At 64.3% G+C, this 26,088-nt stretch carries 23 protein-coding genes and 1 riboswitch; of the genes, 14 read left to right on the top strand and 9 right to left on the bottom strand.

Annotation, left to right across the window (positions count from 1 at the left end):
• The first annotated feature begins 14 nt into the window (after nucleotides 1-14).
• The 3 genes from M2333_RS05915 (at nucleotide 15) to M2333_RS05905 (ending at nucleotide 3,545) form a co-directional block, all read left to right on the top strand.
• Nucleotides 15-1,154 (top strand): site-specific DNA-methyltransferase, encoded by a 1,140-nt coding sequence (locus M2333_RS05915; protein ID WP_319801299.1) that lies wholly within the window; start codon nucleotides 15-17, stop codon nucleotides 1,152-1,154.
• A gap of 111 nt (nucleotides 1,155-1,265) precedes the next feature.
• Nucleotides 1,266-2,411 (top strand): dihydropteroate synthase, encoded by a 1,146-nt coding sequence (gene folP / locus M2333_RS05910; protein WP_413716479.1) that lies wholly within the window; start codon nucleotides 1,266-1,268, stop codon nucleotides 2,409-2,411.
• Nucleotides 2,412-2,447: 36 nt separating this feature from the next.
• Nucleotides 2,448-3,545: a Gfo/Idh/MocA family oxidoreductase gene (locus tag M2333_RS05905; RefSeq protein ID WP_319801298.1), complete on the top strand. Its 1,098-nt coding sequence runs from the start codon at nucleotides 2,448-2,450 to the stop codon at nucleotides 3,543-3,545.
• Between the two features lie 15 nt (nucleotides 3,546-3,560).
• Here the strand turns inward: M2333_RS05905 and M2333_RS05900 are convergent, their stop codons facing one another.
• Genes M2333_RS05900 through M2333_RS05890 form a run of 3 tightly spaced genes read right to left on the bottom strand, consistent with a single transcriptional unit; the run spans nucleotide 3,561 to nucleotide 7,073 of the window.
• Entirely contained in the window at nucleotides 3,561-4,262 is a 702-nt protein-coding gene (locus tag M2333_RS05900) for a TadE/TadG family type IV pilus assembly protein (protein ID WP_264611150.1), read from the bottom strand.
• Complete coding sequence (locus tag M2333_RS05895) at nucleotides 4,259-4,921, bottom strand: TadE/TadG family type IV pilus assembly protein (RefSeq protein ID WP_264575888.1); 663 nt, start codon at nucleotides 4,919-4,921, stop codon at nucleotides 4,259-4,261. The genes M2333_RS05900 and M2333_RS05895 overlap by 4 nt, the downstream gene beginning before the upstream one ends.
• 1 nt (nucleotide 4,922) lies before the next feature.
• On the bottom strand, nucleotides 4,923-7,073 hold the full coding sequence (locus M2333_RS05890) for a pilus assembly protein TadG-related protein (protein WP_264575887.1): 2,151 nt from the start codon (nucleotides 7,071-7,073) through the stop codon (nucleotides 4,923-4,925).
• A gap of 145 nt (nucleotides 7,074-7,218) precedes the next feature.
• On the opposite strand from M2333_RS05890, the gene M2333_RS05885 reads away from it, so the two are divergent.
• Together M2333_RS05885 and M2333_RS05880 are read left to right on the top strand one after the other, a co-directional pair.
• Nucleotides 7,219-7,890 (top strand): hypothetical protein, encoded by a 672-nt coding sequence (locus M2333_RS05885; RefSeq protein WP_264611149.1) that lies wholly within the window; start codon nucleotides 7,219-7,221, stop codon nucleotides 7,888-7,890.
• A gap of 21 nt (nucleotides 7,891-7,911) precedes the next feature.
• A complete protein-coding gene (locus M2333_RS05880) occupies nucleotides 7,912-8,394 on the top strand; it encodes an EF-hand domain-containing protein (protein WP_264611148.1) in 483 nt (160 codons plus the stop codon).
• 51 nt (nucleotides 8,395-8,445) lie between these two features.
• Here the strand turns inward: M2333_RS05880 and M2333_RS05875 are convergent, their stop codons facing one another.
• Both M2333_RS05875 and M2333_RS05870 read right to left on the bottom strand, forming a co-directional pair.
• On the bottom strand, nucleotides 8,446-9,795 hold the full coding sequence (locus M2333_RS05875; protein WP_264611147.1) for a neutral/alkaline non-lysosomal ceramidase N-terminal domain-containing protein: 1,350 nt from the start codon (nucleotides 9,793-9,795) through the stop codon (nucleotides 8,446-8,448).
• 129 nt (nucleotides 9,796-9,924) lie between these two features.
• Nucleotides 9,925-11,553: a GMC family oxidoreductase gene (locus M2333_RS05870; RefSeq protein WP_264611146.1), complete on the bottom strand. Its 1,629-nt coding sequence runs from the start codon at nucleotides 11,551-11,553 to the stop codon at nucleotides 9,925-9,927.
• A gap of 63 nt (nucleotides 11,554-11,616) precedes the next feature.
• Here M2333_RS05870 and M2333_RS05865 point away from each other — a divergent pair, with 63 nt between their 5' ends.
• The 8 genes from M2333_RS05865 (at nucleotide 11,617) to M2333_RS05830 (ending at nucleotide 21,946) form a co-directional block, all read left to right on the top strand.
• Nucleotides 11,617-13,047, top strand: coding sequence for an aldehyde dehydrogenase family protein (locus M2333_RS05865; protein ID WP_264611145.1), 1,431 nt, complete (start codon nucleotides 11,617-11,619; stop codon nucleotides 13,045-13,047).
• 14 nt (nucleotides 13,048-13,061) lie between these two features.
• The gene (ligK, locus tag M2333_RS05860) at nucleotides 13,062-13,736 is read left to right on the top strand and encodes a 4-carboxy-4-hydroxy-2-oxoadipate aldolase/oxaloacetate decarboxylase (RefSeq protein WP_319801101.1); all 675 of its coding nucleotides are present in this window, start codon (nucleotides 13,062-13,064) and stop codon (nucleotides 13,734-13,736) included.
• An 86-nt stretch (nucleotides 13,737-13,822) separates the two neighbouring features.
• A complete protein-coding gene (locus M2333_RS05855) occupies nucleotides 13,823-14,089 on the top strand; it encodes a DUF2171 domain-containing protein (RefSeq protein ID WP_181559551.1) in 267 nt (88 codons plus the stop codon).
• Between the two features lies 1 nt (nucleotide 14,090).
• The gene (gene egtB / locus M2333_RS05850) at nucleotides 14,091-15,365 is read left to right on the top strand and encodes an ergothioneine biosynthesis protein EgtB (RefSeq protein ID WP_264611144.1); all 1,275 of its coding nucleotides are present in this window, start codon (nucleotides 14,091-14,093) and stop codon (nucleotides 15,363-15,365) included.
• 2 nt (nucleotides 15,366-15,367) lie between these two features.
• Nucleotides 15,368-16,357, top strand: a complete 990-nt coding sequence (egtD, locus tag M2333_RS05845; RefSeq protein WP_413716478.1) for an L-histidine N(alpha)-methyltransferase — start codon at nucleotides 15,368-15,370, stop codon at nucleotides 16,355-16,357.
• 259 nt (nucleotides 16,358-16,616) lie between these two features.
• A complete protein-coding gene (locus M2333_RS05840) occupies nucleotides 16,617-19,556 on the top strand; it encodes a TonB-dependent receptor domain-containing protein (protein ID WP_264584969.1) in 2,940 nt (979 codons plus the stop codon).
• A 71-nt stretch (nucleotides 19,557-19,627) separates the two neighbouring features.
• Nucleotides 19,628-21,304 (top strand): CocE/NonD family hydrolase, encoded by a 1,677-nt coding sequence (locus tag M2333_RS05835; protein WP_264611143.1) that lies wholly within the window; start codon nucleotides 19,628-19,630, stop codon nucleotides 21,302-21,304.
• Nucleotides 21,305-21,526: 222 nt separating this feature from the next.
• Nucleotides 21,527-21,946 (top strand): MerC domain-containing protein, encoded by a 420-nt coding sequence (locus M2333_RS05830; protein ID WP_264611142.1) that lies wholly within the window; start codon nucleotides 21,527-21,529, stop codon nucleotides 21,944-21,946.
• Here the strand turns inward: M2333_RS05830 and M2333_RS05825 are convergent.
• The 3 genes from M2333_RS05825 to M2333_RS05815 form a co-directional block, all read right to left on the bottom strand.
• Nucleotides 21,870-22,877: a homoserine O-succinyltransferase gene (locus M2333_RS05825; protein ID WP_264612573.1), complete on the bottom strand. Its 1,008-nt coding sequence runs from the start codon at nucleotides 22,875-22,877 to the stop codon at nucleotides 21,870-21,872. The genes M2333_RS05830 and M2333_RS05825 overlap by 77 nt on opposite strands.
• Nucleotides 22,878-22,913: 36 nt before the next feature.
• A riboswitch (SAM-I-IV-variant riboswitch) is annotated at nucleotides 22,914-23,018 on the bottom strand.
• 43 nt (nucleotides 23,019-23,061) lie between these two features.
• Complete coding sequence (locus M2333_RS05820) at nucleotides 23,062-23,436, bottom strand: nuclear transport factor 2 family protein (RefSeq protein WP_264611141.1); 375 nt, start codon at nucleotides 23,434-23,436, stop codon at nucleotides 23,062-23,064.
• A gap of 12 nt (nucleotides 23,437-23,448) precedes the next feature.
• The gene (locus M2333_RS05815) at nucleotides 23,449-24,042 is read right to left on the bottom strand and encodes a LysE family translocator (RefSeq protein WP_181559558.1); all 594 of its coding nucleotides are present in this window, start codon (nucleotides 24,040-24,042) and stop codon (nucleotides 23,449-23,451) included.
• A gap of 86 nt (nucleotides 24,043-24,128) precedes the next feature.
• Between M2333_RS05815 and M2333_RS05810 the strand changes: the two genes are divergently transcribed.
• On the top strand, nucleotides 24,129-25,517 hold the full coding sequence (locus M2333_RS05810) for a PLP-dependent aminotransferase family protein (protein ID WP_264611140.1): 1,389 nt from the start codon (nucleotides 24,129-24,131) through the stop codon (nucleotides 25,515-25,517).
• A 14-nt stretch (nucleotides 25,518-25,531) separates the two neighbouring features.
• Here M2333_RS05810 and M2333_RS05805 read toward each other — a convergent pair whose 3' ends face one another.
• On the bottom strand, nucleotides 25,532-26,080 hold the full coding sequence (locus tag M2333_RS05805) for an AAA family ATPase (RefSeq protein ID WP_264594554.1): 549 nt from the start codon (nucleotides 26,078-26,080) through the stop codon (nucleotides 25,532-25,534).
• Nucleotides 26,081-26,088: the final 8 nt, after the last annotated feature.

Here is a 26,088-nt window from a genome sequence, read left to right as displayed (position 1 = left end):
GGGGGTGAGACGACATGAGCGTGATGGAAAAACTGACGAAGCGACCGGTGCGCGCAAAGGTCCTGCCGGCCAACACGCCGCCGGTCCTGCCACTCGACACGCTGCTGCAGGGCGACTGCATCGCCATCATGCGCACGCTGCCGACGGCAAGCGTAGACATGATCTTCGCCGATCCGCCGTACAATCTCCAGCTCGGCGGCGATCTGTTCCGTCCCGAGGGCGGGCGCGTGGACGCCGTCGACGACGCCTGGGACCAGTTCGACAGCTATGCCGCCTATGATGCCTTCTGCCGCGAGTGGCTGGCCGAAGCGCGCCGCATCCTCAAGCCGGATGGCACGATCTGGGTGATCGGCAGCTATCACAATATCTTCCGCGTCGGCGCGCTGATGCAGGATCACGGCTTCTGGATCCTCAACGATATCGTCTGGCGCAAGGCCAACCCCATGCCCAATTTCAAGGGCACGCGCTTTACCAATGCGCATGAGACGATGATCTGGGCGAGCCAGGGCGAGAAGGCGAAATACACCTTCAATTATCGCGCCATGAAGACGTTGAATGACGAGCTGCAGATGCGCTCGGACTGGGTGCTGCCGATCTGCGCCGGGCAGGAACGCCTCAAGCGCGGTGGCACCAAGGCCCACCCCACTCAGAAGCCGGAGGCGCTGCTGTACCGCGTGCTGCTCTCCTGCACCAACAAGGGCGACGTGGTGCTCGATCCCTTCTTCGGCACCGGCACAACCGGCGCCGTGGCTCGCCGCCTGGGGCGCCGCTGGATCGGCATCGAGCGGGAAGACAGTTATTGCGAGGTCGCGCGGGAGCGTATTGCTGCCGCGCTCCCGCTCGATGAGAGCGCGCTGACCATCATGCAATCCCCCAAGAGCCAGCCGCGCGTGGCGTTCGGCACGCTGGTCGAGACCGGCATGATCGCGCCCGGCACCTTGCTCACCGCCAGCAAGGGGCGCTTCAAGGCGCATGTCCGCGCCGATGGCTCGCTGGAGTGCAATGGCCAGACCGGCTCGATCCACAAGATGGGCGCCACGCTGCAGGGCGCGCCAAGCTGCAATGGCTGGACCTTCTGGCAGATCGAGCACGAAGGCGCCGTGAAGCCGCTCGATGCAATGCGCCAGCTTTACCTGCTCGCGACGGAGCCATAATGCACCGTCGTTGGGGCCCGGACGGCGCGCTCCCACCGCGGGTCCGGGCTCCTGCTTCCGCTTTTCTGTCGGGCAAGCTAAGGCGCGCGGGATGCACAAGGATATCGCCCGATGATGATGGAAATCCCGCCGCCGGACGCCCGCCTCTATCTGCGCCCGATCTGGTTCATCGACACGCCTGTCGGGCTGGAGACGCATGAATTCCGCAGGCTCGCCGGTGGATTGATCTGGTTCCAGGGCCTCGAGGTCCGTTGGGCGGGCGCGGAAGGCGCCGCCGGCAAGGCCATCGTCCCCGTTGCCATGTTTGAGGACTGGCAAAGCCGCCTGAGCGATGCGCAGGCTGAGCGGATCGCAACGCAAATGCAGGGGCTGACGGCGCCTCGCGCACCGTTGACGCTGGGCGAGCGCGTCATTCGCTTCGATACGCCGCAGGTCATGGGCATCCTCAACATGACGCCGGACAGTTTCTCGGATGGCGGCAAGCTTATCGGCGATGCCGGGCGCGCTGCCGATGCCGGCTTTGCCATGCAGCTGGCCGGCGCCTCGATCATCGATGTGGGCGGCGAGTCCACAAGGCCGGGCGCCGCGACCGTGTGGGAGGGCGACGAGATCGCTCGCACAGTGCCGGTGATCGAGCGACTGGCGAAGAGCGGCATCATGGTCTCCATCGACACGCGCAAGGCAGCGGTGATGGAGGCGGCGCTTGCCGCCGGCGCCGGCATCGTCAACGATGTGACCGGCCTCACCCATGATCCGCGTGGGCTGGAGGTGGTAGCGAAGGCGGGGTGCCCCGTCATCCTGATGCACAGCCCGTCCGCCGGCGACGATCCGCACGGCGGCGCGGTCAAGTACAAGGCCGGCGCCGTTGCCGGCCCGACGGTGGACATGGCCGTGTTCGACTGGCTGGAGGCGCGGATCGCAGCCTGCCTCGATGCCGGTATTGCGCGGAGCAAGATCATCCTCGATCCCGGTGTCGGCTTCGGCAAGGCGTTGCAGGATGACACGCGCATCATCAACAATCTGGCCATGTATCAGGCTCTGGGCGTGCCGCTGCTGTTCGGGGCGAGCCGCAAGCGCATTGTCGGCGCGCTGACCGATGGTGCGCCGGTCGAGCAGCGCCTCGGCGGCTCGGTCGCCTTGGCGCAGGTCGCGATCGGGCAGGGCGCGCAGATCGTACGGGTGCATGATGTGCAGGAGAGCGTGCAGGCCGCCCGCGTGTGGCGCGGCTTGCGGGATGCCGCCTTGGTTGCTGCCTGATCGCTGGGGTAGCGTTCCGATGCAGAAACGCCTGTCATGTTGAACATGGCCATGATCGGCGGAGGCGGGCTCCTGTCTATCGGCCAGACCCACCGCATCGCGGCGGAGGCAAGCGGGCAGATCAGGCTGGTTGCGGGCGTGTTTTCCTCCGACCCCGCGCGATCTCGGCAGGCGGGCCTTGCCTATGGCATCGATCCCGCCCGCGTCTATGCCGATGTCCCCGCCTTGCTGGCGGGCGAGCGCAGCCGGGTGGATGGCGCCGACTTCGTGACCATCGTCACGCCCAATCATCTCCATTATCCGGCGGCCGTCGCGGCCCTTGAGGCTGGCCTTGCCGTGATGAGCGACAAGCCCATGACCGCGCGGCTCGATGAAGCCCGCAGGCTTGCCGCGCTTGTGAACGAGACGGGCCGCCCCTTTGCGGTCAGCTATCCTTATGGTGGCTTTGCCGCCGTGCGCGCCGCCCGCGCGATGGTGGCCGCGGGAGAGCTGGGCGCGATCCGCAAGGTCAGCGCAACCTATGCGCAGGGCTGGCTGGCGAGCGCAGCCGGCCATGCGCAGGCCGCCTGGCGTGTAGACCCCGTGCGCTCCGGCGCGGGCGGCTGCATTGCGGACATCGGCGTCCACGCCTTCAATCTCGCCGAGTTCGTCTCCGGCCTGCATGTGAGCCGGATCATGGCCGACCTTGGCAGCGTCGTGCCAGGACGCACGCTGGACGATGACTGCGCCGTGCTCCTGCGGTTCGACAAGGGTGCGCGCGGGACCATAATGGCCTCGCAGATCGAGGCGGGGGAGGGCAACCGGCTGCGCCTGCGCTGCGATGGGGAGGCCGCCAGTCTGGTCTGGACGCTCGATGATCCGCATGCCCTTACGCTGCATCCGATCGACGGTGCCAGTTTTCGGCTCTCATTCGAAGAGGCCGCGCCTGCGATCGCCTGTCCGCCGGGCGTCCACCATGCCGAAGGTTATATGGCGGCCTTCGCCACCCTCTATCGCGATTTCGCGGCGGTTCTTCAGGGCAATGCGGCGCCTTTGCTCCCCGGCGTGCAGGAGGGGTTGCGCGGCATGGCGTTTATCGAGACAGCCGTTGCCGCCTCTCGGGCCCAAAGCGGGTGGGTCGATCTGGCGCTCTAGACCCGCGCTATCGCCTCAGCTGCTGCAGGTCGAGGCCGCAACATTCTCGTTATTGGCGACGCCCGTTCCGCCATTGCCGTCGTAGTCGCGGTCGTCGCGCACGGTCATGGCGGCGGTATCGACGATGACGGTCGTTGGCACGATGCTCCCCGAAATGAGCGGCGTATAGTCATAGGCTACTTCTACGAAGATGACCGCGCCGCCATCAGGCGCCGTCACCTGCTTGCCGGTTTCACCCATCGCCGGCAGATCGGTGTCGCCCTGCACGCCATGGGTCGAGGCCCAGTTCTTGGCGCCGAAGCAGCGCTGCCAGTGGATGCGGAATTTTTTTGGTTCGGGATTGGGATTGGCGACCGGTTCCAGGCTTGAAATGATGATCCGCCCATTGGTGGCGAGATCCAGCGAGCCGGACTGCATGTTGGCGCCGATCAGTAGATCGTTGATCTGCGATTCGCTGATTAGTGGTGGCGCGTTTAGCTGATTGGTGCCGATGCGCGAGGCATTGTCGGCGACATGCAGCGCGATCTGGCTCACCCGCATCCGCGTAATCGCAAAATTGGTAAGCTCGGCGCCGGCCAGGAATAAGCCGAGAATAAGCGGGGCCGTGAGCGCGAACTCGACGGCGGCGACTCCTCTGTGAGCGCGGATCAAACGCGCGAGGAAGCCATGGGGCGCTCCCTTGCGCCGGGGACGAAGGCGAGCCGTCGTACCGTTCATAAGCAATTCCGCACGGTGGGCTCGCCATCACTGCCCTGGTCGCCATAAGGCTGGTTGGAAAGCACAGTCCTGGCCACGACATGTGTGATCCCATGCCCGCCGATCAGTCTGTCGATCGGAAAAAGGCGCGGATAGGAGACCGTCACCGTGAACACGACATTGTCACGCGCGCCCGCGGCGTTGATGGCATTGCCACCGTCGGCATCCCAAACGCCGTTGTTATTGTTATCCACAAACGGCTCGCCGCCGTCACAAACGCCATTCTTGTTGGGGCCGCTGGCACTGTCCGTAAAGGGCTCGGCCTGGGCAGCGGAGGCTTGCGAGAAGCTGCGATAAAAGCGCCGCTGGACCGAAACCTCCGCGTCATTGTGCAACTGCTTGATCTGGCTTTCCACGACGGCGTCGATAGCATCGCGCGAGGTCGCGTTGGTGCCCGCGGATGTCTCCAGCGTGCCGTCCCGCGCGGCCTTCTGCACGGCGCCCTGCACCACGCTCTGCATGTAGAGCGTGTGGCCAACATCCAGCGCGCCCAGCAACATGATGAGGAAGCCCGGCAGAATGAGCGCGAACTCGATGATCGTCACGCCGTCCTGCGCCTGCGAGAACTGACGCAGGACAGGCAGGGCGTGTGCGCCGAAGATATGAGGCGCGCGCCTCATCTCAGTGGGTCAACCTTAAATCGGCGATTTCCGAGGCGATCTGCTTGAAATTGCTGATCAACGTGGGCGTATCGTCCGCCTTGAAGTATTTTTTAGGCGTGGCACAGCTTTCCAGCCGCGTTTCCGTGGTTTTATCGACACCGCCCCCGTAGGAGACGACCCACAGGGTGATATTGCGGTTACGGATGGCGGTGCACAGGGCGACGAGTCGGCTATTGACGATGTTATTGAGCTGCGTGCTGTTCGGAGAATAGGTAGTTTGGCGCCGTTCATACCAAGGAATCCCATAGGCCGTATAATTCGTGTTGTCGGTCATCGTGGCACCGTCGGTCATGAAGATGATGTGCCGCTGGATGGCGCCGCCGGTGGGCGTCTCCTTGTTTTCGTCGGCGAAGATCCCAGTAGGGGAGATGAAGCGGGCGCCCCATATCAACCCAATGTCGTGATATGTGTTACCGATCGCGGCCAGCGAGTTGACGTAGGTCTCGAATCCGGACGGCGTATACCAAGTCTGGAGTTTCTTGGCTTCGGTCGTGCAATAATAGCTGTTATTGCGATCGAGATTTTCGAACGTTGGCACGTCCGCCATCGTTCGCGTGGAGGTGCCGGTGTACCGCCCCCATACTGCGTCGCGCAGCATCGGGCCCCAGTGCGAACCCGTCGTTGCATCGGGCACGAGATCGATATTCATGTCCAACGCATCACTGGGGATCGGGCTCCATTCGTCGGTTGGATTGCCGTCACTGTTCGGGACAGTCTTCCGCTCTTCGATGCACCCGTCCCACACCACATCCATGTCGACTCTCTTCGAGACGGTGATCGTCTCGTTCGAGCCGGAGAGCTTTGCCTGCACATCCGAGTTGCCAACAGGTAGCGACAAACTGTTATTCCACGTCCAGCCGCCAGCCTTCAGGGCCGCCGTGCTAAACTGGAGTTTTTTATAGGTCCAGCTGGCGCGGTCCCGCGCTGTCCATGTGATCGGACGAGTCGAGGTTTGACTGCGCGTTAATGTATAGGTGCGAGTGCTACTCTGCTGCAGGCGGCAACTATTGTTCGTCCACGTATATTTATATCCTCTGACCGTGTGAACGTCGTTCTCCGAGTAGGTGATTGTCTGTTGTGGGTCGGAGTAAACGGGGGGCGATTCGTTCGTTGCCGCCTGCACATTTCCACTGTCAGTGTAAGTCAGAACGCCACCATTATTGTTCAATTGAGGACACGTCGTAGAGTTCTTGTTAGATACCGTCTTGTTGTAGCTAGTATTGTTTATTGTCACGGAGCCACTCCCGGAGATGTTTTGCCATCCCGTGTAGCTGCTTGAGTTGTTTAGACCGCTCGGTGGATTCGACCAAGCGCTCCAGTTCGAGAAAGTCTCAGAACCGGCCTCCCAGGTGTAGACTCTATTATTGACGCCAACGCGGGACTGGTAATCCCACGTATCGGCAATCCAGTCGTTATGAAGCAACTTGCCTACGTTTACGTTTACCGAATAGGGCATAAATCCTATTCTGACTTGGGCAGTACCAGTATAACTAGTGGCGGTCGGGTCGTTTCCGCATACTTCCGCAGTATTCACCCGTAGCAACGCTTCATAGAAGCACTTGACCGCGCTTTTAAGACCGTAAAGCTTTGCGTTGCTCGCCGGAACGTTATTGTTATTACCGTTGGGGCAGGAGCCGGCGCCGGTAGCGCAATTCATCGATCCCGTCACGTCCAGCACGAACATCACGTCGGTATTCGGAATTTCCATCTTGGCGGTGCAGGTGACGTGCATGGTCCGCTCCGTGATTCCGAAGATGCGCATGATGGTCATGGGCACGGAGACGTCCGCGAAGCCGCTGACCTCGCCGTCATCCACCGAAAAATCATTGTTCAGCAGGGTCGCGCCATAAGCACCATCCGTGAAATTGGCGTTGAACAATTCGAGCGCGCGTCCTCGCGTGCTGGTGGGGCCTTCCGTTGTCCAACTTCCCCCGCCCATCGCGCGGCGGCCGGCCAGCACGCCGGCGTCACAAGCCTGTTGCAGTCGCGTCTTTGTGAGGTAGAGACGGCTCATGTCCACGCCGCCGCCAATCAGCCCCGCCAGCGGAATGAGCGCCGCTGCCGAAATGGCGATGACGTTGCCGCGCACGTCGCGGCCAAGCCTGGTCATGAAGCTTGCGCCTGCCCGGTTGCGCATTCCTGTCCTCACTGCCCTTGAAGCCACCCATCCGGCGAACGATTGCACCGCCACCGGCCCGATCCTCGCCTTATTCAGAAGTGGTGGACAAATGCCTAATTCGGTTGGTTGATCGTTGGTGAATGCGCCGCCTACCGCGCTCGGTGCCGATCACGAGCCCGCCCCCTTGCAGCGCCTGTTGCTCGCACACACGCCTGCGGCGGAACGCTCATGGCATGCGCTGTGCTGGCAATTGGACGCCCGGTTGGCGGAGCTGATCGGTCGGCGGGCCGATCCGACCATCGCCGCCATTCGCCTTGCCTGGTGGGATGCCGTGTTGGTGGAACGGGATGATGCCAAGGGGCGCGGCGAGCCTCTGGTCGATGCCTGGCGCCAGCAAGCGGACGCCGGCGCCAGCGCGGCGGCCGAACGGCTGATCGACGGATGGCGCGTGCTTGCCTCGCCCGATCCGCTGAGCGACGAGGATTTGCGGGACTATGCACTTGCTCGGGGCGGCGGGCTGTTTGCCCTGCTGGCTGGAGGAGAGAGCGAGGTGGCCAATCGGCTCGGCGCGCTCTGGGCCTTGTGGGATCTGGCCGGTCACGCCAGCGAGGATGCGCTTGCGCGGCGGAGCCTCGCGATTGCCTCGGATTTTCTGCCTCGGGATGCGCGATCGCCTCGTAGCCTCCCGCGCCCCCTGCGTCTGCTCGCCGCTGTTGCCATGCCGGACGTCCGCGCCGCCCGGCTGCCATCGCGCGGCTTCACGCCCCGCCAGTACGGCCGCTTGCTGATCGCCGCCCTGCGCGGTTAATCTCCCTGCGGGGGGCCTGCGATGGGGCGATTCTTTGCCGGTGTACTTTCCGCGCTGCTGTTCGTCGCGGCGGGGCTGTTCTGGTGGCAGTCCGCCGTGGATGTGGACATGCAGCCGCGCGTCGCCAATGGTGGCCTGCGCGCCGAAGCGCCGCCTTTGCCGGCACTGGGCGACCCCAATGCACGCGGTGCGCCGCCGCCCGATGTCCCGGAAGCTACAGAGCGCACCCGCGAACAGAAGCGCTTCGACCGCTATGATCGCAATCGCGATGGCGTGGTGACGCGTCTGGAAATGATGGCGAGCCGAACGAGCGCGTTCCGCAAGCTGGATAAGGACGGCAACAACCTCCTCTCGTTCGAGGAGTGGGCCGTGGCGACATCGACCCGTTTTGCCGGAGCGGATGCAAACCGCGATGGGCGTCTGGTCCCAGTCGAATTCGCGACGACCGCACCCCGGCCCAGCGCGACGCGCGCCGGGCCGGTCTGCAAGTGCGAAGAGGATTGAGCCGAAGCGGATTGGAGCGGAGGCGGAAAGGGGGCCGTAGCCCCCTTAGCCTTACTTGGCGGCGTCAGTCTGCTCGACCAGATCGAGCAGGCCGTTGACGATGCCACTTTCCGCGCAACCCGGCTTCAGGCGCGAGGACACCACCTCGAAGGTATATTGGCCAAAAGCCGCATCGTTCGGAATATAGCCCGATGGGCCAAAGCCATTCGTCAGCGTCGTCATCATCGTGCGGCGCGAGGGCGCCTGCGCCTTGAAGCTGGTCGCGATGGGATTGAACACCTCGCCATTCACGCCGCCGATGAAGACATCGCCGATCTTCAGCATGCTGAGGTGAATGGGGATGTCTGCCGCGTCGACATAGGTGCCGGCATAGCCTGCGCGGCCCTTGTCGGTGCGCTCGCGACCGGGGCACACCAACGTCTTGCTGGCGCCGGCGATGCCGTTCACCTTCTCGGGCCGTTCGAGGCGCAGGCGCATGGTCTGCAGCACTTCCTCACCCAGCATCTGGCCCATGGACTGGGCCATTTGCTTTTGCTGCTCCATCAGCTTGGCGACCTGCGGGTTCTTGCGGTCCATGCCGACACCACCGGGCGGCATGGCATTGCTGATGTCCTCACCGCGCTTGGCATAATCGGCGATGCGGATGGCGCGCAGATCGTAGGTCTGTTGGAAGAAGATGGGGTTCTGGTCACCCGCGGCACCCTCGGACCACACCGCCACCACATCATCGCCCATCGCATTTTCGATATAGCGGGAGGCGGCGCCGGGCAGATCGCCGCTCACCAGATCGAGATTGCCGGTCAGCACGGCATGGACCGCATAGTTATAGTAGACTGCGACCGGCTTCCCGGCCGCATTCTCGAAGCGCAGCACGGCCACGGTCTTGTCGGACGGGCCATCGACATTGGGGCCTTCCCACCAACGGCGGTTGTCCGGGTCGATGATGTTGCGGTTCACGTTGATGTAGGATTTGCCTTCCCCGAAGGCGACCTTGCCCGGCTGCATCTTGCCGACCGCTTCGCGCACGGCCTGGACGATCTGGTCCTCCAGCTTGGGGTGCGGACCCCAGGGCACGCTGTGGGTGTGGGTCGCGGTGAGCATGACGCGCTCCGGCGCAATGCCGAGGTCGCTGCTCAGGCGAGCGGTGACGCCGCTCCACAGGTCCGTCGGGATTGCGCCCACATCGACCGTCACGAGCGCGGCGCGCTCGCCATTGCTCTCCAGCGCGATGGCGCGCACGTAAATGGGGTCGAGAACGCCGGTATAGGGTTCTTTCAGACTCTTGGCGGCCGGGGTCCAGTCGACCTTGGCGGCGCCGACTTTCAGTTCTGCCTGAGCGGGCGCAGCGAGCGCGGTCCCCATGGCCAGCATGGCGGCGCCGGCGATCAAAAATCTCTTCAATTCAAAGCCTCCTCATCCTCGTGCGGCTACGGCGAGTCTCGCATCCAGCAGGTCGATGGGTGGGAGGGGTAGCGAAGCGGGACGGGCAGGGCCAGCAAAAATGCAATCGATTGCCGTGGGAGTGTCGGCTCAAACGGATTGTGGCGGCGCGATGCCCAGGATCAGGTCGGCGGCCTTTTCCGCGATCATGATCACCGGCGCATTGGTATTGCCGCCGACGATGCGCGGCATGACAGAGGCGTCGGCCACGCGCAGACCTTCGATGCCACGGACCCGCAAGGCCGGGTCGACCACAGCCTGCTCATCGGTGCCCATGGCGCAAGTCGAGGAGGCATGATGGGCAAGCACGCTGCTGCGGCGATTATAGGCGTCGATCTCCGCATCGCTCTGCACGCCACTGCCCGGCATGATCTCGCCTCCGGCAAGGTCGCGCAGCGGCGCGGTGGCAAAGAACTCCCGCAACATCCGTACCGCCCGGCGCATCGTTACCAGATCCCGTTCGTCCTCATACATGTTGATCCGGATCTCGGGCGCGTCCGCCGGGTTGCGCGAGCGCAGGCGCACGCTGCCTCGGCTTTCAGGCCTCAGCAACACGGCGAACGCGCTCATGGCATGACCCGCGCCCTTGCGGATGCCGGGGAACCAGACGCGGGCATCGAGCCGGGTGGGGTAGATATTGGCCTTGATATCCGGCCGCGCCAGTCCGGGCTTGGTCGGCATGAAGCCAAAGGCGGTGACTGGCAATTGCGTCGCCCGGTTCCCCAGGCCGAGGAAAAAGCGTCCCACGTTCAACAGCAGCCGGTCGAAGCGCAGATTGCTCTCGAAGCCGATGGGCTCGGTCAGCGTGTAGCCTATGCCGGTGAGGGGATGCTCCTGAAGATTGCGGCCAACCCCGGGCAAATCGGCCACGACATCGATCCCGAGCGCGCGCAAGTCGTCCGCCGGGCCGATCCCGGAGAGCATCAGCAATTGCGGCGAGTTGTAGGTGCCCGCGCACAATATGACCTCGCGACGTGCGCGCAGCAAAGTCGGGCGGCCTTTGTCCATGATCTCGACGCCCACCGCGCGCCCGGCCTCGATGACGATCCGGGTGACCGTGCAGCCGGTCCGAATGGCCAGATTGGGTCGATGCGCGACGGGATGTAGGAACTGCCGCGAACTGCTGGCGCGGCGGCCTTTGTCCACCGTTACCTCGGGCGGTGCAAAGCCGTGCCCGCTATTTGGCCCATGCTGATCGTCGAAAATTGGATGGCCAAGGGCGCGCGCGGTCTGCATCACCGCATCATGCAAAGGCCCAGTCGTCTCGACCGGGCTGACCGTCAGCGGCCCCTCGACGCCATGATCCGCGCTGTCGCCGCGCCAGCTCCGTTCGGAGCGCCGGAAATAGGGGAGCACCTCGTCCCAACTCCAGCCGGTGGCGCCGAGTGCCGACCATTCCTCATAGTCTGCTGGATGGCCGCGCGCGTAGACCATGCCGTTGATCGAGGAGGTGCCGCCCAGCACCTTGCCGCGCGGCAGCCAAAGGCGCCGGCCATCCAGCCCCGGCTCCGGCTCGCTCCAATAGGGCCATGTCAGGGACGGCATGAATTGCAGTTTCATGAAAGCGAAGGGCATGCGGATCAGCGGGTGGCGATCGTGCGCGCCCGCCTCCAGCAGTAAGACCTGGTTTTCCGGCGCGGCCGACAGGCGGTTGGCGAGGACGCATCCCGCCGAGCCCGCGCCGATGACGATATAATCTGCGCTTTCCGATTGCGGCACCGGCGCCTCTCTGAAATAGTATATTCTCGTGCTATACAATTCTCACGCCAAGGTGTCACGACTTTGAATGCTCCGCTGTATCAGGATCGTCTCTTCATCGGCGGCGCATGGGTCGAACCGCACGGCCGGGACATCGTCGAGGTTCGGTCTCCGGCGGATGGAACGCTGCTCGGGCGCGCGGCGCTCGGCGATGCGGTCGACGCAGATCGAGCCGTCGCAGCAGCCCGGCAAGCGTTCGCCTCATGGTCGCAGAGCAGCATCGCGGAAAGGCTGGACGTGCTCGCCCGGATGCGCCGCGCCTTCGAGGTGCTGGCACCCGCGCTCGAGGATCACCTCATGCGGGAGATCGGCCTGACGCGCATGGTCGCGCAGGGGCAGAGCATGATGTGCCGAGCGCATTTCGACAGCATGGCCGATATCCTCGCGCGCTATCCCTTCGCCCAGATGATGCCCGGCAGCTTCGAGATCGTGCGGGAGCCGATTGGCGTGGTGGTGGCGATCACCAGCTGGAATGCGCCGGTCAATCAGATGCTGTGCAAGGCCGTGCCGGCGATTGCTGCGGGATGCACGGTGATCGTCAAGCCGAGCGAACATGCGCCATTGTGTGGCGGCCTGCTCGCGGAGGCGATGGCGCAGGCGGACCTGCCGCCCGGCCTGTTCAATCTCGTTAATGGTCGCGGCGCGGATTGCGGGCAGCGCCTCGCCGCGCATCCCGATGTAGACATGATCTCGATCACCGGATCGGTGGCGGGCGGCGCGGCGGTCGCGGCAGCGGCGGCACCGACGATCAAGCGAGTGCATCAGGAACTGGGCGGGAAGGGCGCCAACATCCTGCTGCCGGATGCCGATTTCGCGGCGGTCGTCCCACGCAGCGTGGCGGCATGCATGATGGTGGCAGGGCAAGTCTGCGCCGCGCCGACCCGGCTGATCGTCCCGGCCGACCGCTTCGAGGAGGTTTCCGCGCTTGCCGTGGCCGCCGCGCAGCGCCTTGTGGTGGGGCCGCCTGATGATCCCGCAACAAGCTTCGGCCCGCTGATGAATGAGGCGCAGTTCGATCGGGTGCAGGGCCTGATTCGGCAGGCGATCGATGAAGGCCAGTCCCTATTGACCGGGGGTCTCGGACGACCTGACCATTTGCCGACCGGCTATTACGCCAGGCCGACGATCTTCGGCCCGGTTGCGCCGGATGCCGCCATCGCCACGCAGGAGGTCTTCGGCCCGGTCCTGTGCATCCTCACCTATCGCAATGTTGACGAGGCCATCGAAATCGCCAATGCCACCGACTTCGGCCTCGCCGCCTATGTGCAGTCGGCCGATCCCGCGTCGGCGCGGGCCGTCGCAGCCCGTGTGCGGGCCGGTTATGTGTCGATCAACTTTCCGCCATGGACGGCGGCGGCGCCGTTCGGGGGATACAGAAGGTCCGGCAATGGCCGGCAATATGGTGTCTGGGGACTGGAAGAGTTTCTGGAGACCAAGACAATCATCGCAAGCTAAAAGGGGCAGGAGCAATCATGGGTGTGGTCGTACAGAATATCGAGCGTGCTGATCCTGAGGTGATTGACGGTCTGGCGGCGTGCGGTGTTGCGACGGTTCATGAGGCGCAGGGGCGCACGGGTTTGCTGGCGAGCTACATGCGGCCGATCTATGCCGGTGCGCGGATCGCGGGCAGCGCGGTAACGATCAGCGCGCCTCCGGGCGACAATTGGATGGTGCATGTCGCCATCGAGCAGTTGAAGGCCGGCGACGTGCTGCTGCTGGCGCCGACCAGCCCGTGCGAGGATGGCTATTTCGGCGATCTGCTGGCGACCTCGGCGCAAGCCCGCGGCTGTCGCGGCCTGATCATCGATGCCGGCGTGCGCGATGTGCGCGACCTCACCGAGATGAACTTCCCGGTCTGGTCCAAGGCGGTCTACGCGCAGGGCACGGTCAAGAACACCCTGGGCAGCGTGAACATCCCGGTGGTCTGCGCCAATGCCCTGGTCAATCCGGGCGATGTGATCGTCGCTGATGATGATGGCGTGTGCGTCGTCCCCCGCGCCAACGCCGCCAAGGTGCTGGAAGCATCGCGGGCACGGGAGGCGAACGAGGCTGGCAAGCGCACGCGCCTTGCAGCCGGAGAGTTCAGCCTCGACGTGTTCGATCTGCGCCAGCGGATCATGGACGCCGGGTTGCGCTACGTCTGAGCCAAAGATTCGCTCGGATCGCCCTGCATCCAATATCGGCCTTGCGCGTTAGGCTATCGGGTTCCCGATCAAGCGTGGAGGCAATTGTGGCCGATCTCAGCAACGTCAAAGAGCATATGTCCATCATCGGCGCGGATGGCGTGCATATCGGCACGGTCGACCATGTCGAGGGTGACCGCATCAAGATGACGCGCGCGGACAGCGGTTCGCATGGCAAGCACCACCATTATCTGTCGGGCGGGCTCGTCGCAGAGGTGGAGGGCGACAAGGTGCGCTTGTCGGCAACCGGAGCAGCGGCCTTGCTGTTCGAAGAGGAGCAGGACGGGAAGCCGATCGCGGACATGAATCCCTGAGATGGCCAGCCGCGCGCAGGTCGCCGAGGCATGTTCTGCAGACCTGGCTGACCACTTCCAATCCGTCCGCTCGCTTTCTGTCGATCTGGCGGCGCCCCTGAGCGATGCCGACGCGACGGTGCAGTCGATGCCCGACGCCTCGCCGGCCAAGTGGCACCTCGCCCATACGACCTGGTTTTTCGAAACCTTCCTGCTGCGCGACCATGTGCCGGGCTATGTCGCGCATGACGAGCGCTGGGCCTATCTCTTCAACAGCTATTACGAAGCGGAGGGGCCGCGACATCCGCGCCCGCATCGAGGCCTGCTCACGCGCCCGACGCTCGCGGAGGTCCGCGATTATCGTGCGCGGGTCGATGAGGCGGTCCTGAACGCGATGCCTCTGCTCGCGGAGGCGTGCCCGGACTTGCTCACCCTCGGCCTCCATCATGAGCAGCAGCATCAGGAACTGATGCTGACCGATCTCAAGCATCTGTTTTCGTGCAACCCGCTCGATGTCGCCCTGTGGCCCGCACAACCGCGAGGACATAGCGACACCCCGGCCGCGCGTTGGATCGAGCGGCCGAGCGGCCTTGTCGAGGTCGGTCATGCAGATGGCGCTGGCGCCTTCGCCTTCGACAATGAGCAGCCGCGTCATCCCCATTATCTCGCGCCCCATGCGCTCGCCAACCGGCCGGTCAGCAATGGCGAGTGGCGGGCGTTCATCGAGGATGGCGGCTATCGCACGGCATCCCTGTGGCTGTCAGACGGCTGGGATTGGTGCAATCGCGAGGGGATCGGCCGTCCACTCTACTGGCGGGAATCGGGTGGCGTCTGGGAGCAGTTCAGTCTTTCGGGCTGGCAGGCCTTGGATGATGCCGATCCGGTCACGCATATCAGCTTCTACGAGGCCGATGCCTTTGCGAGCTGGTCCGGCGCGCGCCTGCCCACCGAGCAGGAACTGGAAGCGGCGGCGCAGGGTGCCGATCCTCACACCGGCATCCAGCTTGACGGGCCGGGACCGGTCGCGCCGCGTTGCCCGGAAGATGGGCCCGGCCTGCTCTCGCTGTTCGGCAATGTCTGGGAATGGACCGGTTCGGCCTATCGACCCTATCCCGGCTTTCGCACCGCCGAGGGCGCGGTCGGCGAGTATAATGGCAAGTTCATGAGTAGCCAATTCGTGCTGAAGGGCGGGAGTTGCGCCACGCCACGCGGGCACATGCGCGCCTCGTACCGGAATTTCTTTCACCCTCATCAGCGCTGGCAGTTCACCGGACTGCGGCTCGCAAAGGACTGCTGACCATGGCGACGATGCCCAAACTCGATCTGCTGGACCGCTGCGCGCTCGACGAAGGCAACAATGCATTTTGCGAGGACGTCCTGTCGGGCCTGTCGCAACGGCAAAAGGCCATCCCGGCGCGCTGGTTCTACGATCTTGTCGGCTCGGAACTGTTCGAGGATATCACGCGGCTGCCCGAATATTACCCGACCCGCACGGAAATCGGCTTGCTCAAGACCCATTGCGGTGATGTCGCAGGCCTGATCGGGGAGGGGCGGGTGGTTGTGGAGTTCGGCTCCGGGAGTTCGCTCAAGACCCCGCATCTGCTGCGGCAGGTCAGTCCTTCCGCTTATGTGCCGATCGACATTTCCGGGGAATTTCTCCTCCAGTCCAATGCCGATCTCGCGCAATTGCTGCCGGATCTGCCAATCTATCCCGTCGAAGCCGACTTCACCAAGACCGTGGCGCTGCCCTCCGCGCTGCGGGGCAGTGCGATGCTCGGCTTCTTTCCCGGCTCCACCATCGGCAATCTCGCGCCCTTCGCCGCGACGGACCTCTTACGCTCGATGCGCGACACGCTCGGCCATGGCTCGTGGCTGCTCATCGGCATCGACCGGGTGAAGCCAATCGATCGCCTGATCGCCGCTTATGACGACGCGCAAGGCGTGACCGCTCAATTCAACCTCAATCTCCTGCACCGGATTAACCGGGAGCTGGGCGCGGACATTCCCGTGGACGATTTCCACCATGTCGCCCGTTGGAACCCCTCCGCGAGCCGGATCGAAATGCATCTTGAGGCGCATCGGGACGTCGCGTTCCAGGTCGAGGACCGCCTGTTCTTCATGCGCGATGGGGAAACCATCCATACTGAGAACAGCCACAAATATACTGAACAGTCCGCCCGCGCTCTGCTTTCGGCCGGTGGCTGGACCCACCGGCAGGTTTGGACCGACGCCCGGGAGGACTTTCTCCTGATCCTCGCCGAGGCTGAGACTATTCCCCTCGCTCCCTGACCTCTTTGGGGGTTTTGGTGCTCAGAAACCCCCATCCGAGTGGACTTTTTCAACGCAAAGCCCCGGTTTTGTGACGGATATGTCACACCTCGCCAATGAGGCAGTTAACTCGCGCTAAAGGTGTTGAGGGATCAATTCTCCCTTGATAGTCCGTCATCGTTGTTTTTCCAGCATGTCGAACGGGGGCGGGCATTGTCTTTGCGCGCGCGTCGTTCGGCAAAGCTTGTGCCTAGTGCCTGATCAGGAGAGGAGATTGTCCATGTCCCCATTCATTACCCGTTCGCGCGTTTTGAGGGCCGGTGCCGGTGCCAGCCTGAGCGCTCTCGCGCTCGGCATGGCTTTTGTCGCCACGCCCGCTTTCGCCCAGGACGCCGCGCAGCCGCAGGATGATGAGGCTGGCGAGGCGATCATCGTCACCGGCTCGCGCATCGCCCGCACCGGCTTCGATCAGCCCACGCCCGTCTCCGTCGTCGGCGGTGAGCAGATCGCGCGCCAAGCCGCCGTTAACGTCGCGCAGGTGCTGAACGAGCTGCCGTCCTTCCGTCCGCAGGCGACGCCGAGCACCAACGCGATCTTCGCCAACAACATCGGCGCCTCCACCGCCGACTTGCGCGGCCTCGGCGCCAACCGCACGCTCGTGCTCATCAATGGCCGCCGCGTGGTGGCCTCGACCGTGCAGGGCAGCTCCTTCGCCAATGCCGGCGCGGTTGACCTCAACATCATCCCGACCTCGCTGGTCGAGCGCGTCGACGTGGTGACCGGGGGTGCCTCGGCCGCTTACGGCTCGGACGCCGTCGCGGGCGTCGTCAACGTCATTCTCGACACCAACCTGACCGGCCTCAAGGGCTCGGCGCAGTACGGCATCAACGATGCGGGTGACGGCAAGGAATATCAGTTCGCGCTGGCCGGCGGCATGGGCTTTGCCGGTGGTCGCGGCCACATCATCGCGGGCGTCGAGTATTCCGATAATAAGGGCACCGATGGCTGCTATTCGCGCGACTGGTGCTCGCTGGCTTACAACACAGTCGCCAATCCGCTCGTTAACCCCGCCAATCGGAGTCTGGGCCGCGTCGGCGCGGGGCTGCCCGCCACGCTGATCCTGCCGAATACGCGCACGGCGACGGCGTCCTATAATGGTCTCATCGTCTCTGGGCCGGCTGCGAACGCGGCAGCCTTCAATGCGTCGGGTCTGCGCGGCATGGAATTTCGCCCGGACGGCACGCTCGTGCCGCATGATTATGGCACCTATTACGGCGTGCCGATCTTCCAGAGCGGTGGTGGCGATGCGCGTCAGGCTTTCTACGAAAACTTCCCGATCGCCGCGCCCGTCGAGCGCCTCAATGGCTTCACCCATCTGAAGTTCGAAGTGGCTGACGGCGTCGAGTTGTTCGCCGAGGGCTCCTACAGCCGCGTCAATGGCTCCACCATCGGGGCGCAGCGTCGCGACCTGGGTTCGCTGGTGATCCGCGCCGACAACGCCTTCCTGCCGGATTCGGTCGCAGCCACCATGGCGAGCGTCGGCCTGCCGTCCTTCAACATGGGTCGCGTGTGGAACGACCTCGGGCCGCAGCGTTCGACCGTGAAGCGCGACACCTACCGCGCGGTCGTGGGTATCAATGCCGAAATGTGGGGCGACTGGAAATTCGATGCTTATTACCAGTTCGGCCGCACCGACTACTGGCAGCGCGGCTACAACACCTCGATCACGCCGCGCCTGCAGTTTGCCATCGACGCCGTCGATCAGGGCGAATTCAACGGCGGTCCTGCCAACGGCAACATCGTGTGCCGCGCAACCCTGCAGGGCAACCCGGCGGCTGCTGGCTGCGTTCCGCTGAACCCGTTCGGTGAGAACAACTTCTCGGCCGCCGCCAAGGCGTGGACGCATGGCACGGTGGAGCAGGACACGCGGATCACCCAGAACGTCGTTGCCGCATCGATGAACGGCACGCTGTTCCAGGGCTGGGCCGGTCCGATCAAGGCCGCAACGGGTGTCGAGCTGCGCCAGGATATCGCGCGCGGCAATGCCGATGCGATCTCGCGGGCGCTGCAGTTCTACACGGGCCCGGGCGCGCCGATCGACGGCAAGGTCGATGTCTTCGAGGCCTTCGGCGAACTCGACGTTCCCGTCGCGCCGGGCGTCTATCTGAACGGCGCGCTGCGTTACACGGACTACTCGACCAGCGGCGATGTCATGACCTGGAAGGTCGGTGTCGAGGCTTCGCCGCTTGACTGGCTGCGTGTGCGCGCGACGCGCTCGCGCGACATTCGTGCGCCCAACCTCTTCGAGCTGTTCGGGCCGCTGCAAACCAGCTTCCAGAACGTTCGCCCGAGCGAAGGCGGTCAGGTGCTCACCTCCGTGCTGCTCGGCGGCGATTCCACGCTGGTGCCGGAAGAAGCCGATACCTTCACGGTCGGCGTCGTCCTGCAGCCCGATCTGGGCAGTGCCGGTCGCCTGCGCTTCTCGATCGATTACTTCGACATCAAGCTTGATAAGGCTGTGTCGCAGCTAGGTGCGCAGGTCATCGTCGATGGTTGCGAGCGCGATGGCATCCAGGAATATTGCAGCCTCATTACCCGCGGTCCGGTCGCTCCGGGGCGTCGTTTCGGTGATATCCAGTCGATCGTGAACACGAACGTGAACCTGGGTAGCTTGATCACGCGCGGTTGGGACATCGAGGCCGCTTACACGCTGCCGGTCAACCTGTTCGGGGGCAGCATCTCGCTGCGCGGCATGGCGACGATCATCGACGATCTGATCACCAACTCGGCCAGCGGTACGGTCGATCGTGCCGGCATGAACGGCTCGCCGGTTTCGCAGCCGTCGGGCATGCCGCGCTACATCATCAACGGCTATGTGACGTTCAATGCGGAGCCTGCCACGCTGCAGGTGCAGGTCCGTCACATCTCCAGCGGCACCTACAACAACTCGCTGATCGGGCCTGGCCAATATGGCTATGACCCGAACCTCGATAACAGCGTCAACGACAACTACATCGCACCGTGGACCTATGTGAACCTGAACGGCAGCGTCGCGGTCTGGAACCGTGGCGACCAGAAGATGGAGATCTTCGGCGCGATCAACAATCTGTTCGACAAGGATCCGCCGGTGGACGCGCCGTCCAGCTTCGGTCCGACCAACAACGTGCTGTATGACGTGGTTGGCCGTTCCTACCGCATCGGTGCCCGGTTCAAGTTCTGATCCGTTAATGATGTGCCCGGCGGTCGAACCGATCGCCGGGCATTTTTAATTTCCAGACGAGAGGATAGTCGATGAGCGATACGGCCGGCTTCACGCTGATCATGCAGGATAGCATTGATCCCACGACAGCGCCGGGCAAGCCGCCGCTGCCGCCGATTGCCCATGAGCAGTGGGAAGAGGACGGCCTCCTCATCGACCGCAATATCCAGGTGACGCTGCGCGACGGCGTTCACATCTATGTCGATCTTTATCGTCCCGCCGATGCCGCCGACGGCCCGCTGCCCGTGCTGCTGGGGTGGAGCCCTTATGGCAAGCATGGCCTGTCCGATAAGCTCTTCCCGCCTCATTCGGGCGTGGAGGCGGGCTGGATGTCGCGTTTCACCGCCTTTGAGGCGCCCGATCCGGCCTTTTGGTGTGCGCACGGCTATGCCGTCTGCAATGCGGACTCGCGCGGCATGTGGCAGTCCGAAGGGGAGGTGCGCCACAACGGCCTTGGCGAGGGGGAAGATTGCTACGACCTCATCGAATGGCTCGGCGTGCAGGATTGGAGCAATGGCAAGGTCGGCATGACCGGCGTCTCCTATCTCGCGGCGATCCAGTATCTCGTCGGTCAGCTCAAGCCGCCGCATCTGGCCGCCATCAATCCGTGGGAAGGCTTCTCGGACTGGTATCGCGAATTCGCCTATCATGGCGGCATTCGAGAGACGGGCTTCCTGCCGCGCGGCAGTAGCAATCTGCGCTTTGGCCATCAGCGCTACGAGGATACCAACGCCAATGTGCAGGCGCACCCTTTGTACGATGCCTATTGGGCGAGCAAGGAAGTCGACCTGTCGGCCATCGACATTCCGGCGCTGGTTGTCGGCAGCTGGGCGGATCAGGCGCTGCATACCCGCGGCACCTTCGAGGCCTTCCGCCAATTCTCATCGGCGGACAAATGGCTGATCGGCCATGGCCGCAAGAAATGGGCGCATTACTACATGCCCGAGAGCAAGGAACTGGCCCGCGTCTTCTTCGATCGCTATCTCAAAGGCGTCGAGAGCGGCCTTGCCAACTGGCCTAAGGTGCTGCTCGAAGTTCGCGAAAGCGCGCAGACATGGACCATGCGCGGCGAGCAGGAATGGCCGCTGGCACGCACGGTCTACACGCCGCTCTATCTCGATGCCGCGACCGGCACGATGCAAGGCGAGCCCGTGGGCAATGCAGCCAGCGCCTCCTATGACCCGCTCGATGAAGCCGGCGAGGCCCGCTTCGATATCCGCTTCGACAAGGATACCGAGCTGACCGGCTACATGAAGCTGCGCCTGTGGGTGGAAGCGCAGGGCGCGGACGACATGGACCTGTTCGTCGCGCTGCAGAAGTTGGATGCCGATGGCAATCCGGTCGGCATGACCTTCTACGCCTTCTTCGAAAATGGTCCGGTGGCACTGGGTTGGCTGCGGGCCAGCCATCGCGCCTTGGATGAGGCACGCTCGACGCCGTTCCAGCCGGTTCACAGCCATCTGGTCGAGGAGCCGCTGGAGCCGGGCGTTCCGGTGCCGGTCGATATCGAGATCTGGCCGTCCTCCACGCTGTTCCGGGCGGGCGAGCAATTGCGCGTGGTGGTGAAGGGCATGGATATCTATCGCGAGGGCCTGCCGATGCTGCCCTTCGCGCGCCACGAAGAACTGCGCAACGCCGGCACGCATATCATCCACACCGGTGGTCAATATGACAGCCATCTGCTGGTGCCGGTCATCCCCAAGGCGTGAATGCGAACGCCCGCGACGTGGAGTTTTCCACGTTGCGGGCGCGCTCGCGCACCTAAATGCTAGCGGAACTGAGAGGGTAGGCGGCTGCGCGTTGTTCAGGCGTTCGCTCCCTGATTGGCGGCGCGTAGCGTTTGAATAGCGGGCTGCTTCAGAGGTAGCGTTCCGACCAATTAAATGCCTCCATGCCTTGAAAGACATGATATACCATATCATAATAGTGGCATGGAATTGAATCACGCAGCCGCCGCATCTCCCCTCACGCAAACCCGGAGCAGAAACGACTGGCTGGATGGCTTTGCCGTCTGCGCCTCCGTCGCCTGCATGATCCACTGTCTGGGACTGCCGCTGCTGCTGGCAGCCCTCCCGGCCTTCGCCGATCAGATCGATCCCGGCGAGAGCTTCCACGCCGTCGTCCTCGCGCTCGCGGTGCCGACCAGCGCCTTGGCGCTGGTGAGTGGTTGGCGCAGGCATCGCGCGCCCGTGCCTTTGGCGATCGGCGCGGTCGGCCTGGCGCTGATGGCGGTCGGCATCCTGTTCGCCAGCCGGGAGATTCTGGAAACGGCGATCACGGTCTCGGGCAGTTTGCTGCTAGCGGGCGCGCACCTCGCCAACTGGAGGCTGCGGCGCCCGCGGAACCGATGATGTCCTTCACGAGACCGGCAGTGGCTCCCCGCCCGACATGTGCGAGGTCGAACGCGGTGGTTTGATAGGCGTCGTTGATCCAGTTGGCGAACAGCAGATGGGCGTGGCTCCGCCAGCTGTTCAGCGGCGGACGCGTTGGGTCATTCTGCGGGAAATAGTCGACAGGCAAACAGTCCCCGCCATCGCGGGCATATTCGCGCGCGAGCGTCTCCGTATCATATTCCAGATGATTGAACATGTGGAGCATGTGCCGGGCCTCGTCATAAACCAGACCCGCGCCTGTTTCGGGCGCATCGGCCAGGACCTGCACATGCGGCGCCGTCTCCAGCTCCATCTGCGGCACCTCGGTCCAGCGCGACACCGGCACGTCGAACACGTCGGACATGCCCCGCAGATATGGCGAGGTCGGCAGGCGATTGCGATGCGGGAAGATCCCGAACGCCTTCTGCTCCAAGGTGCGCTTGCGCAGGCCATGGAAGTGATAAAGCGCCGCCTGCGCCGCCCAGCAGATCGTCAGGCTGCGGTGAACATGGGTCTGTGTCCAGTCGAAGATGTCGGTCAGCTCCGGCCAGTAGCGCACATCCTCATAATCGAGCCGCTCCACCGGCGCCCCCGTGATGATGAAGCCATCGAACCGCTCATTGCGTACCGCGCTCCACGGGCGATAGAAGGCGGCCATATGATCGGCGGAGGTATTGCGGGTGGCGTGATCGGTGATCCGCACCAGCGTCAGCTCGATCTGGAGCGGCGTGGCGCCGAGCAGTCGGGCAATCTGCGTCTCGGTGCTGATCTTGTCCGGCATCAGGTTCAGCAGGCCGATCCGTAGTGGCCGGATGTCCTGCCGCGTGGCGGTGCCTTCGTCCATCACGAGGACGCCTTCCGCTTCCAGGGTACGGCGGGCGGGGAGGTGGTCTGGTATCTTGATCGGCACGGTGCGTCGGTCCTTGTCCGGGTCGACGCTGAGTGGCTTGATCCGCATAATTGCCGTTCGGCCACATCCTCCTTGCGGAGTGCCACCTTGCCCGGATTGGCAGGTTGGCGTTGGGCGTCGCCCCAACTCTTGATGTACGGATCCTGCTAGACGCTCGCGCGGGCTTTGGCAACCGCGCCTGCTATCAGGCTGTGAGATCGATGCCGAAAAAGGCCTCGCCTTCCACCTGCTTGCCATCCACGAACCGCATCGTCTCCAGCGCGCGCCGGGATCGGCCATTGCGTTGCGCGAGATAATGGACGTCCAGCACCTGTGCCTCGACGTCGCACACCGCCGCGAGGAGGGTGAAGTGCATGTCCGTGGTGACCGCAAGCGCATCGGACCAATAAGCGCGCAACGCGGCCTTGCCCTCGATAATGGGCGAGCCGGCAATCTCCTTGGCCAAGGGACTGATGAAGCGCCCGTCCTCGGCGAAGTGCGAAAGCACCGCCTCCAGATCACGCGCGTTCCAGTTGGCGATCCACTGGGTCGCAAAGCGCATCATCTCGTCGCGGGTCATGCGCCTATCTCCCTAGATCAGAAACAGCAGGGCGGTGAGCGCCGTCATGATGGCCATGGTCCGCACGAACAGGGTCATGGCTTTGCGACTCTCGAGCAATTCGCGCGCGCCGGCGCCCATCGCCGCCCAGCCCGCGATGGAGGGCAGGCCGACGAGCGAGAAAGCCGCGACGATCACGGCAAGCTGCAGACCCAGCGGCCGATCCGGCACGGTAAAGGTAGCGATGGCAGGCACCGTGATCGCCCATGCCTTGGGATTGATGAACTGGAAGGCCGCCGCCTGCCAGAAGGTCATCGGATGCGCGCCTTCACGCCGGGCCATGCCTTCGGACTGCCAGAGTTTCACCGCAAGCCAGGCCAGATAGGCTGCGCCCACGATGCGCAGCACCCAGCGCAGGATCGGCCAGGCTTCGAAGATCGCGCCAAGGCCCAACCCGCTCAAGGCCAGCATCGCCGCACAACCGAAGTTGATGCCGAAAATATGGGGCAGCGTCCGCCGGAATCCGAACACCAGCCCGGATGAGGCGAGCATGATGTTATTGGGGCCAGGCGTGGCCGTGCAGACGAAACTGTAGAGCGCCAAAGGCGCGAGCAGGCTGGTATCCATGATGATCTCCCGTTTGCGGAAATGATCGCGATTGATCCATGTGTCAAATGTGATATTGAACCGGTTCAATCGAGCGAGGATGATGAATGAAGGACTGGCGGCCGGAGGTGTCGGGCGAGGATGCGCCGATGTACGAGCGTCTTGTCGCAGCGCTGGAACGCGATGTGCGCGAGGGGCGGCTCGTCCCGGGGGATCGCCTTCCGCCGCAGCGCGACCTTGCTCATCGTCTGGCGCTGAGTGTCGGGACGGTCAGCCGCGCTTATGTCGAGGCGGAACGGCGGGGCTTTATCTCCAGCCATGTCGGGCGCGGTTCCTTCGTCGCGGACCGGGCGCGGCCGCAGTCGCCGGCCGAGGCGGGCGGGCCATTGGACATGGCGCGCAACATTCCGCCGCTCGCGCCTGCCGAGCGCTGGATCGGTGAAGGGTTGAGCCGTGTGCGACAGCGCGCGGATCTGGCGACAGCCGTCAATTATGCCCCGCCCGAGGGGCTTGAATCCATCCGGGAGGCCGGAGCCTCCTGGCTCCACCGTCGCCATGGCGTTCAGCGCGCCACGCGGGATCGCGTGATCCAGTGCAATGGCGGCCAACACGGCCTTGCGCTGGCCTTCTCGGCGCTGGCGCGGCCCGGCGATACGATCTTGTGCGAGGCGGCCACTTATCCCGGCATCCGGACGCTGGCCGATCATGCCGGCTATCGCCTGGGCGGTGTCGCCATGGATCAACGCGGGCTCGAACCCGAGGCACTGGCTCGGGCCGCCCGCGAAACCGGTGCGCGCGTGGTGGTGTTGATCCCGACCCTGCAGAACCCTACCACCATCACGCTCGATGCCGCGCGACGCGCAGAGATCATCGAGGTGGCGCGCGCGCAGGATCTGATGATCGTCGAGGACGATGCCTATCGCGTGTTCGCGGATCGCGACGCCCCGGAGAGTTTCGCCGATCTGGCGCCCGAGCGTACGCTCATGGTCGCGGCCGTGTCCAAGGCCGTGGCGCCGGGCCTTCGCCTCGGCTTTTTACTGCCGCCGGAGGATGCCGGGATTCGCGACCGACTGCTGCTCGGTGTCCGCGCCTTTGGTTATACGCCGCCGTCCTTGGGCGGTCTGGTGTTCAGCCAGTGGGAGCAGGATGGCACGGCCGATCGCATCGCCGACGAGCTCGTCGCCGAGACGGAGATGCGGACACAGCTTGCCCGCGACATTCTCGGCAAGGCCATGGCCGTGCCCGGCGCGTCGCGCAGCCTGCATGTGTGGATGCCGATGCCGATGCTCGATGCCGAGCGCCTGAGCGCCCGCGCCCTGCGTGCCGGCATTGCGCTCACCCCGCCCGATGCGCCGGCCGTCGATCCCTGTGCGCCCTCGGGCGTGCGGCTGTGCCTCGGCGCAATCCCGTCACGGGATCGTCTCGAGCACGCGCTTCATGAGGTGGTGGAGATGCTGACGCCGGCGGGCGACAGTACCGCGCGAGGGCTGGTGTAACGCGCGGTCGTTGGTCAGGCTGAGGCGTTGGCGCTGATCCTGCGCAGCACGAAATCCGCCCGCTCGTCTGGAGTCGTAAGCGGTAGCGGCACGAGATTATATCCAAGGTCGGAATAAACCCGGGCCATGACCTCATGGGTTGCCAAGGCTTCCGACCAGTCCTGTTTGCGCTCGGCATCCTGCGCATAAATGTCCGCCCAGGGCGGGGCGATGAAGACGTCGTTATTGTAGCGGTGCGCGCTGGCGGTCCGCTCCAGATCGTGCGGAATGGAAAGACCGCACAGAGTACGATAACCGATGACATCCGGGATGCCCCGGTCGAAGAGGATCGGGCCGAATTGTCCCTTTGCGGTCTCATAGGACGTCACGTCGAAGGCCAGCATCTTCTCCGCAAACGCCTCCCGGTCGGCCCAGGGCAGGGCGCTGCCGCCTGCGGCCATCTGTTGCTGGATGATCGCGCGCCCGGCCTCGGCCATGGTCGCGATGCCATGCCGGGCCAGCGCATCGAGCAGTGTGGTCTTGCCCGATCCGGAGCCGCCGGTGACGATGAAGAAGCGATCCAAGCTGGCCG

Origin of the sequence: Sphingobium sp. B11D3B (assembly GCF_025961735.1) — a bacterium.
Lineage (GTDB): Bacteria > Pseudomonadota > Alphaproteobacteria > Sphingomonadales > Sphingomonadaceae > Sphingobium.
Note: the sequence above shows the minus strand (reverse complement) of the source record. Positions and strands in the feature narration are given on the sequence as shown.

Excerpts from the sequence above, each read along its gene's own strand:
- M2333_RS05915 (WP_319801299.1), top strand. The coding sequence starts at position 15 with ATGAGCGTGATGGAAAAACTGACGAAGCGACCGGTGCGCGCAAAGGTC.
- folP (WP_413716479.1), top strand. The coding sequence starts at position 1,266 with ATGATGATGGAAATCCCGCCGCCGGACGCCCGCCTCTATCTGCGCCCG.
- M2333_RS05905 (WP_319801298.1), top strand. The coding sequence starts at position 2,448 with ATGTTGAACATGGCCATGATCGGCGGAGGCGGGCTCCTGTCTATCGGC.
- M2333_RS05900 (WP_264611150.1), bottom strand. The coding sequence starts at position 4,262 with ATGAACGGTACGACGGCTCGCCTTCGTCCCCGGCGCAAGGGAGCGCCC.
- M2333_RS05895 (WP_264575888.1), bottom strand. The coding sequence starts at position 4,921 with ATGAGGCGCGCGCCTCATATCTTCGGCGCACACGCCCTGCCTGTCCTG.
- M2333_RS05890 (WP_264575887.1), bottom strand. The coding sequence starts at position 7,073 with ATGACCAGGCTTGGCCGCGACGTGCGCGGCAACGTCATCGCCATTTCG.
- M2333_RS05880 (WP_264611148.1), top strand. The coding sequence starts at position 7,912 with ATGGGGCGATTCTTTGCCGGTGTACTTTCCGCGCTGCTGTTCGTCGCG.
- egtB (WP_264611144.1), top strand. The coding sequence starts at position 14,091 with ATGGCCAGCCGCGCGCAGGTCGCCGAGGCATGTTCTGCAGACCTGGCT.
- egtD (WP_413716478.1), top strand. The coding sequence starts at position 15,368 with ATGGCGACGATGCCCAAACTCGATCTGCTGGACCGCTGCGCGCTCGAC.
- M2333_RS05840 (WP_264584969.1), top strand. The coding sequence starts at position 16,617 with ATGTCCCCATTCATTACCCGTTCGCGCGTTTTGAGGGCCGGTGCCGGT.
- M2333_RS05835 (WP_264611143.1), top strand. The coding sequence starts at position 19,628 with ATGAGCGATACGGCCGGCTTCACGCTGATCATGCAGGATAGCATTGAT.
- M2333_RS05830 (WP_264611142.1), top strand. The coding sequence starts at position 21,527 with ATGGAATTGAATCACGCAGCCGCCGCATCTCCCCTCACGCAAACCCGG.
- M2333_RS05820 (WP_264611141.1), bottom strand. The coding sequence starts at position 23,436 with ATGACCCGCGACGAGATGATGCGCTTTGCGACCCAGTGGATCGCCAAC.
- M2333_RS05815 (WP_181559558.1), bottom strand. The coding sequence starts at position 24,042 with ATGGATACCAGCCTGCTCGCGCCTTTGGCGCTCTACAGTTTCGTCTGC.
- M2333_RS05810 (WP_264611140.1), top strand. The coding sequence starts at position 24,129 with ATGAAGGACTGGCGGCCGGAGGTGTCGGGCGAGGATGCGCCGATGTAC.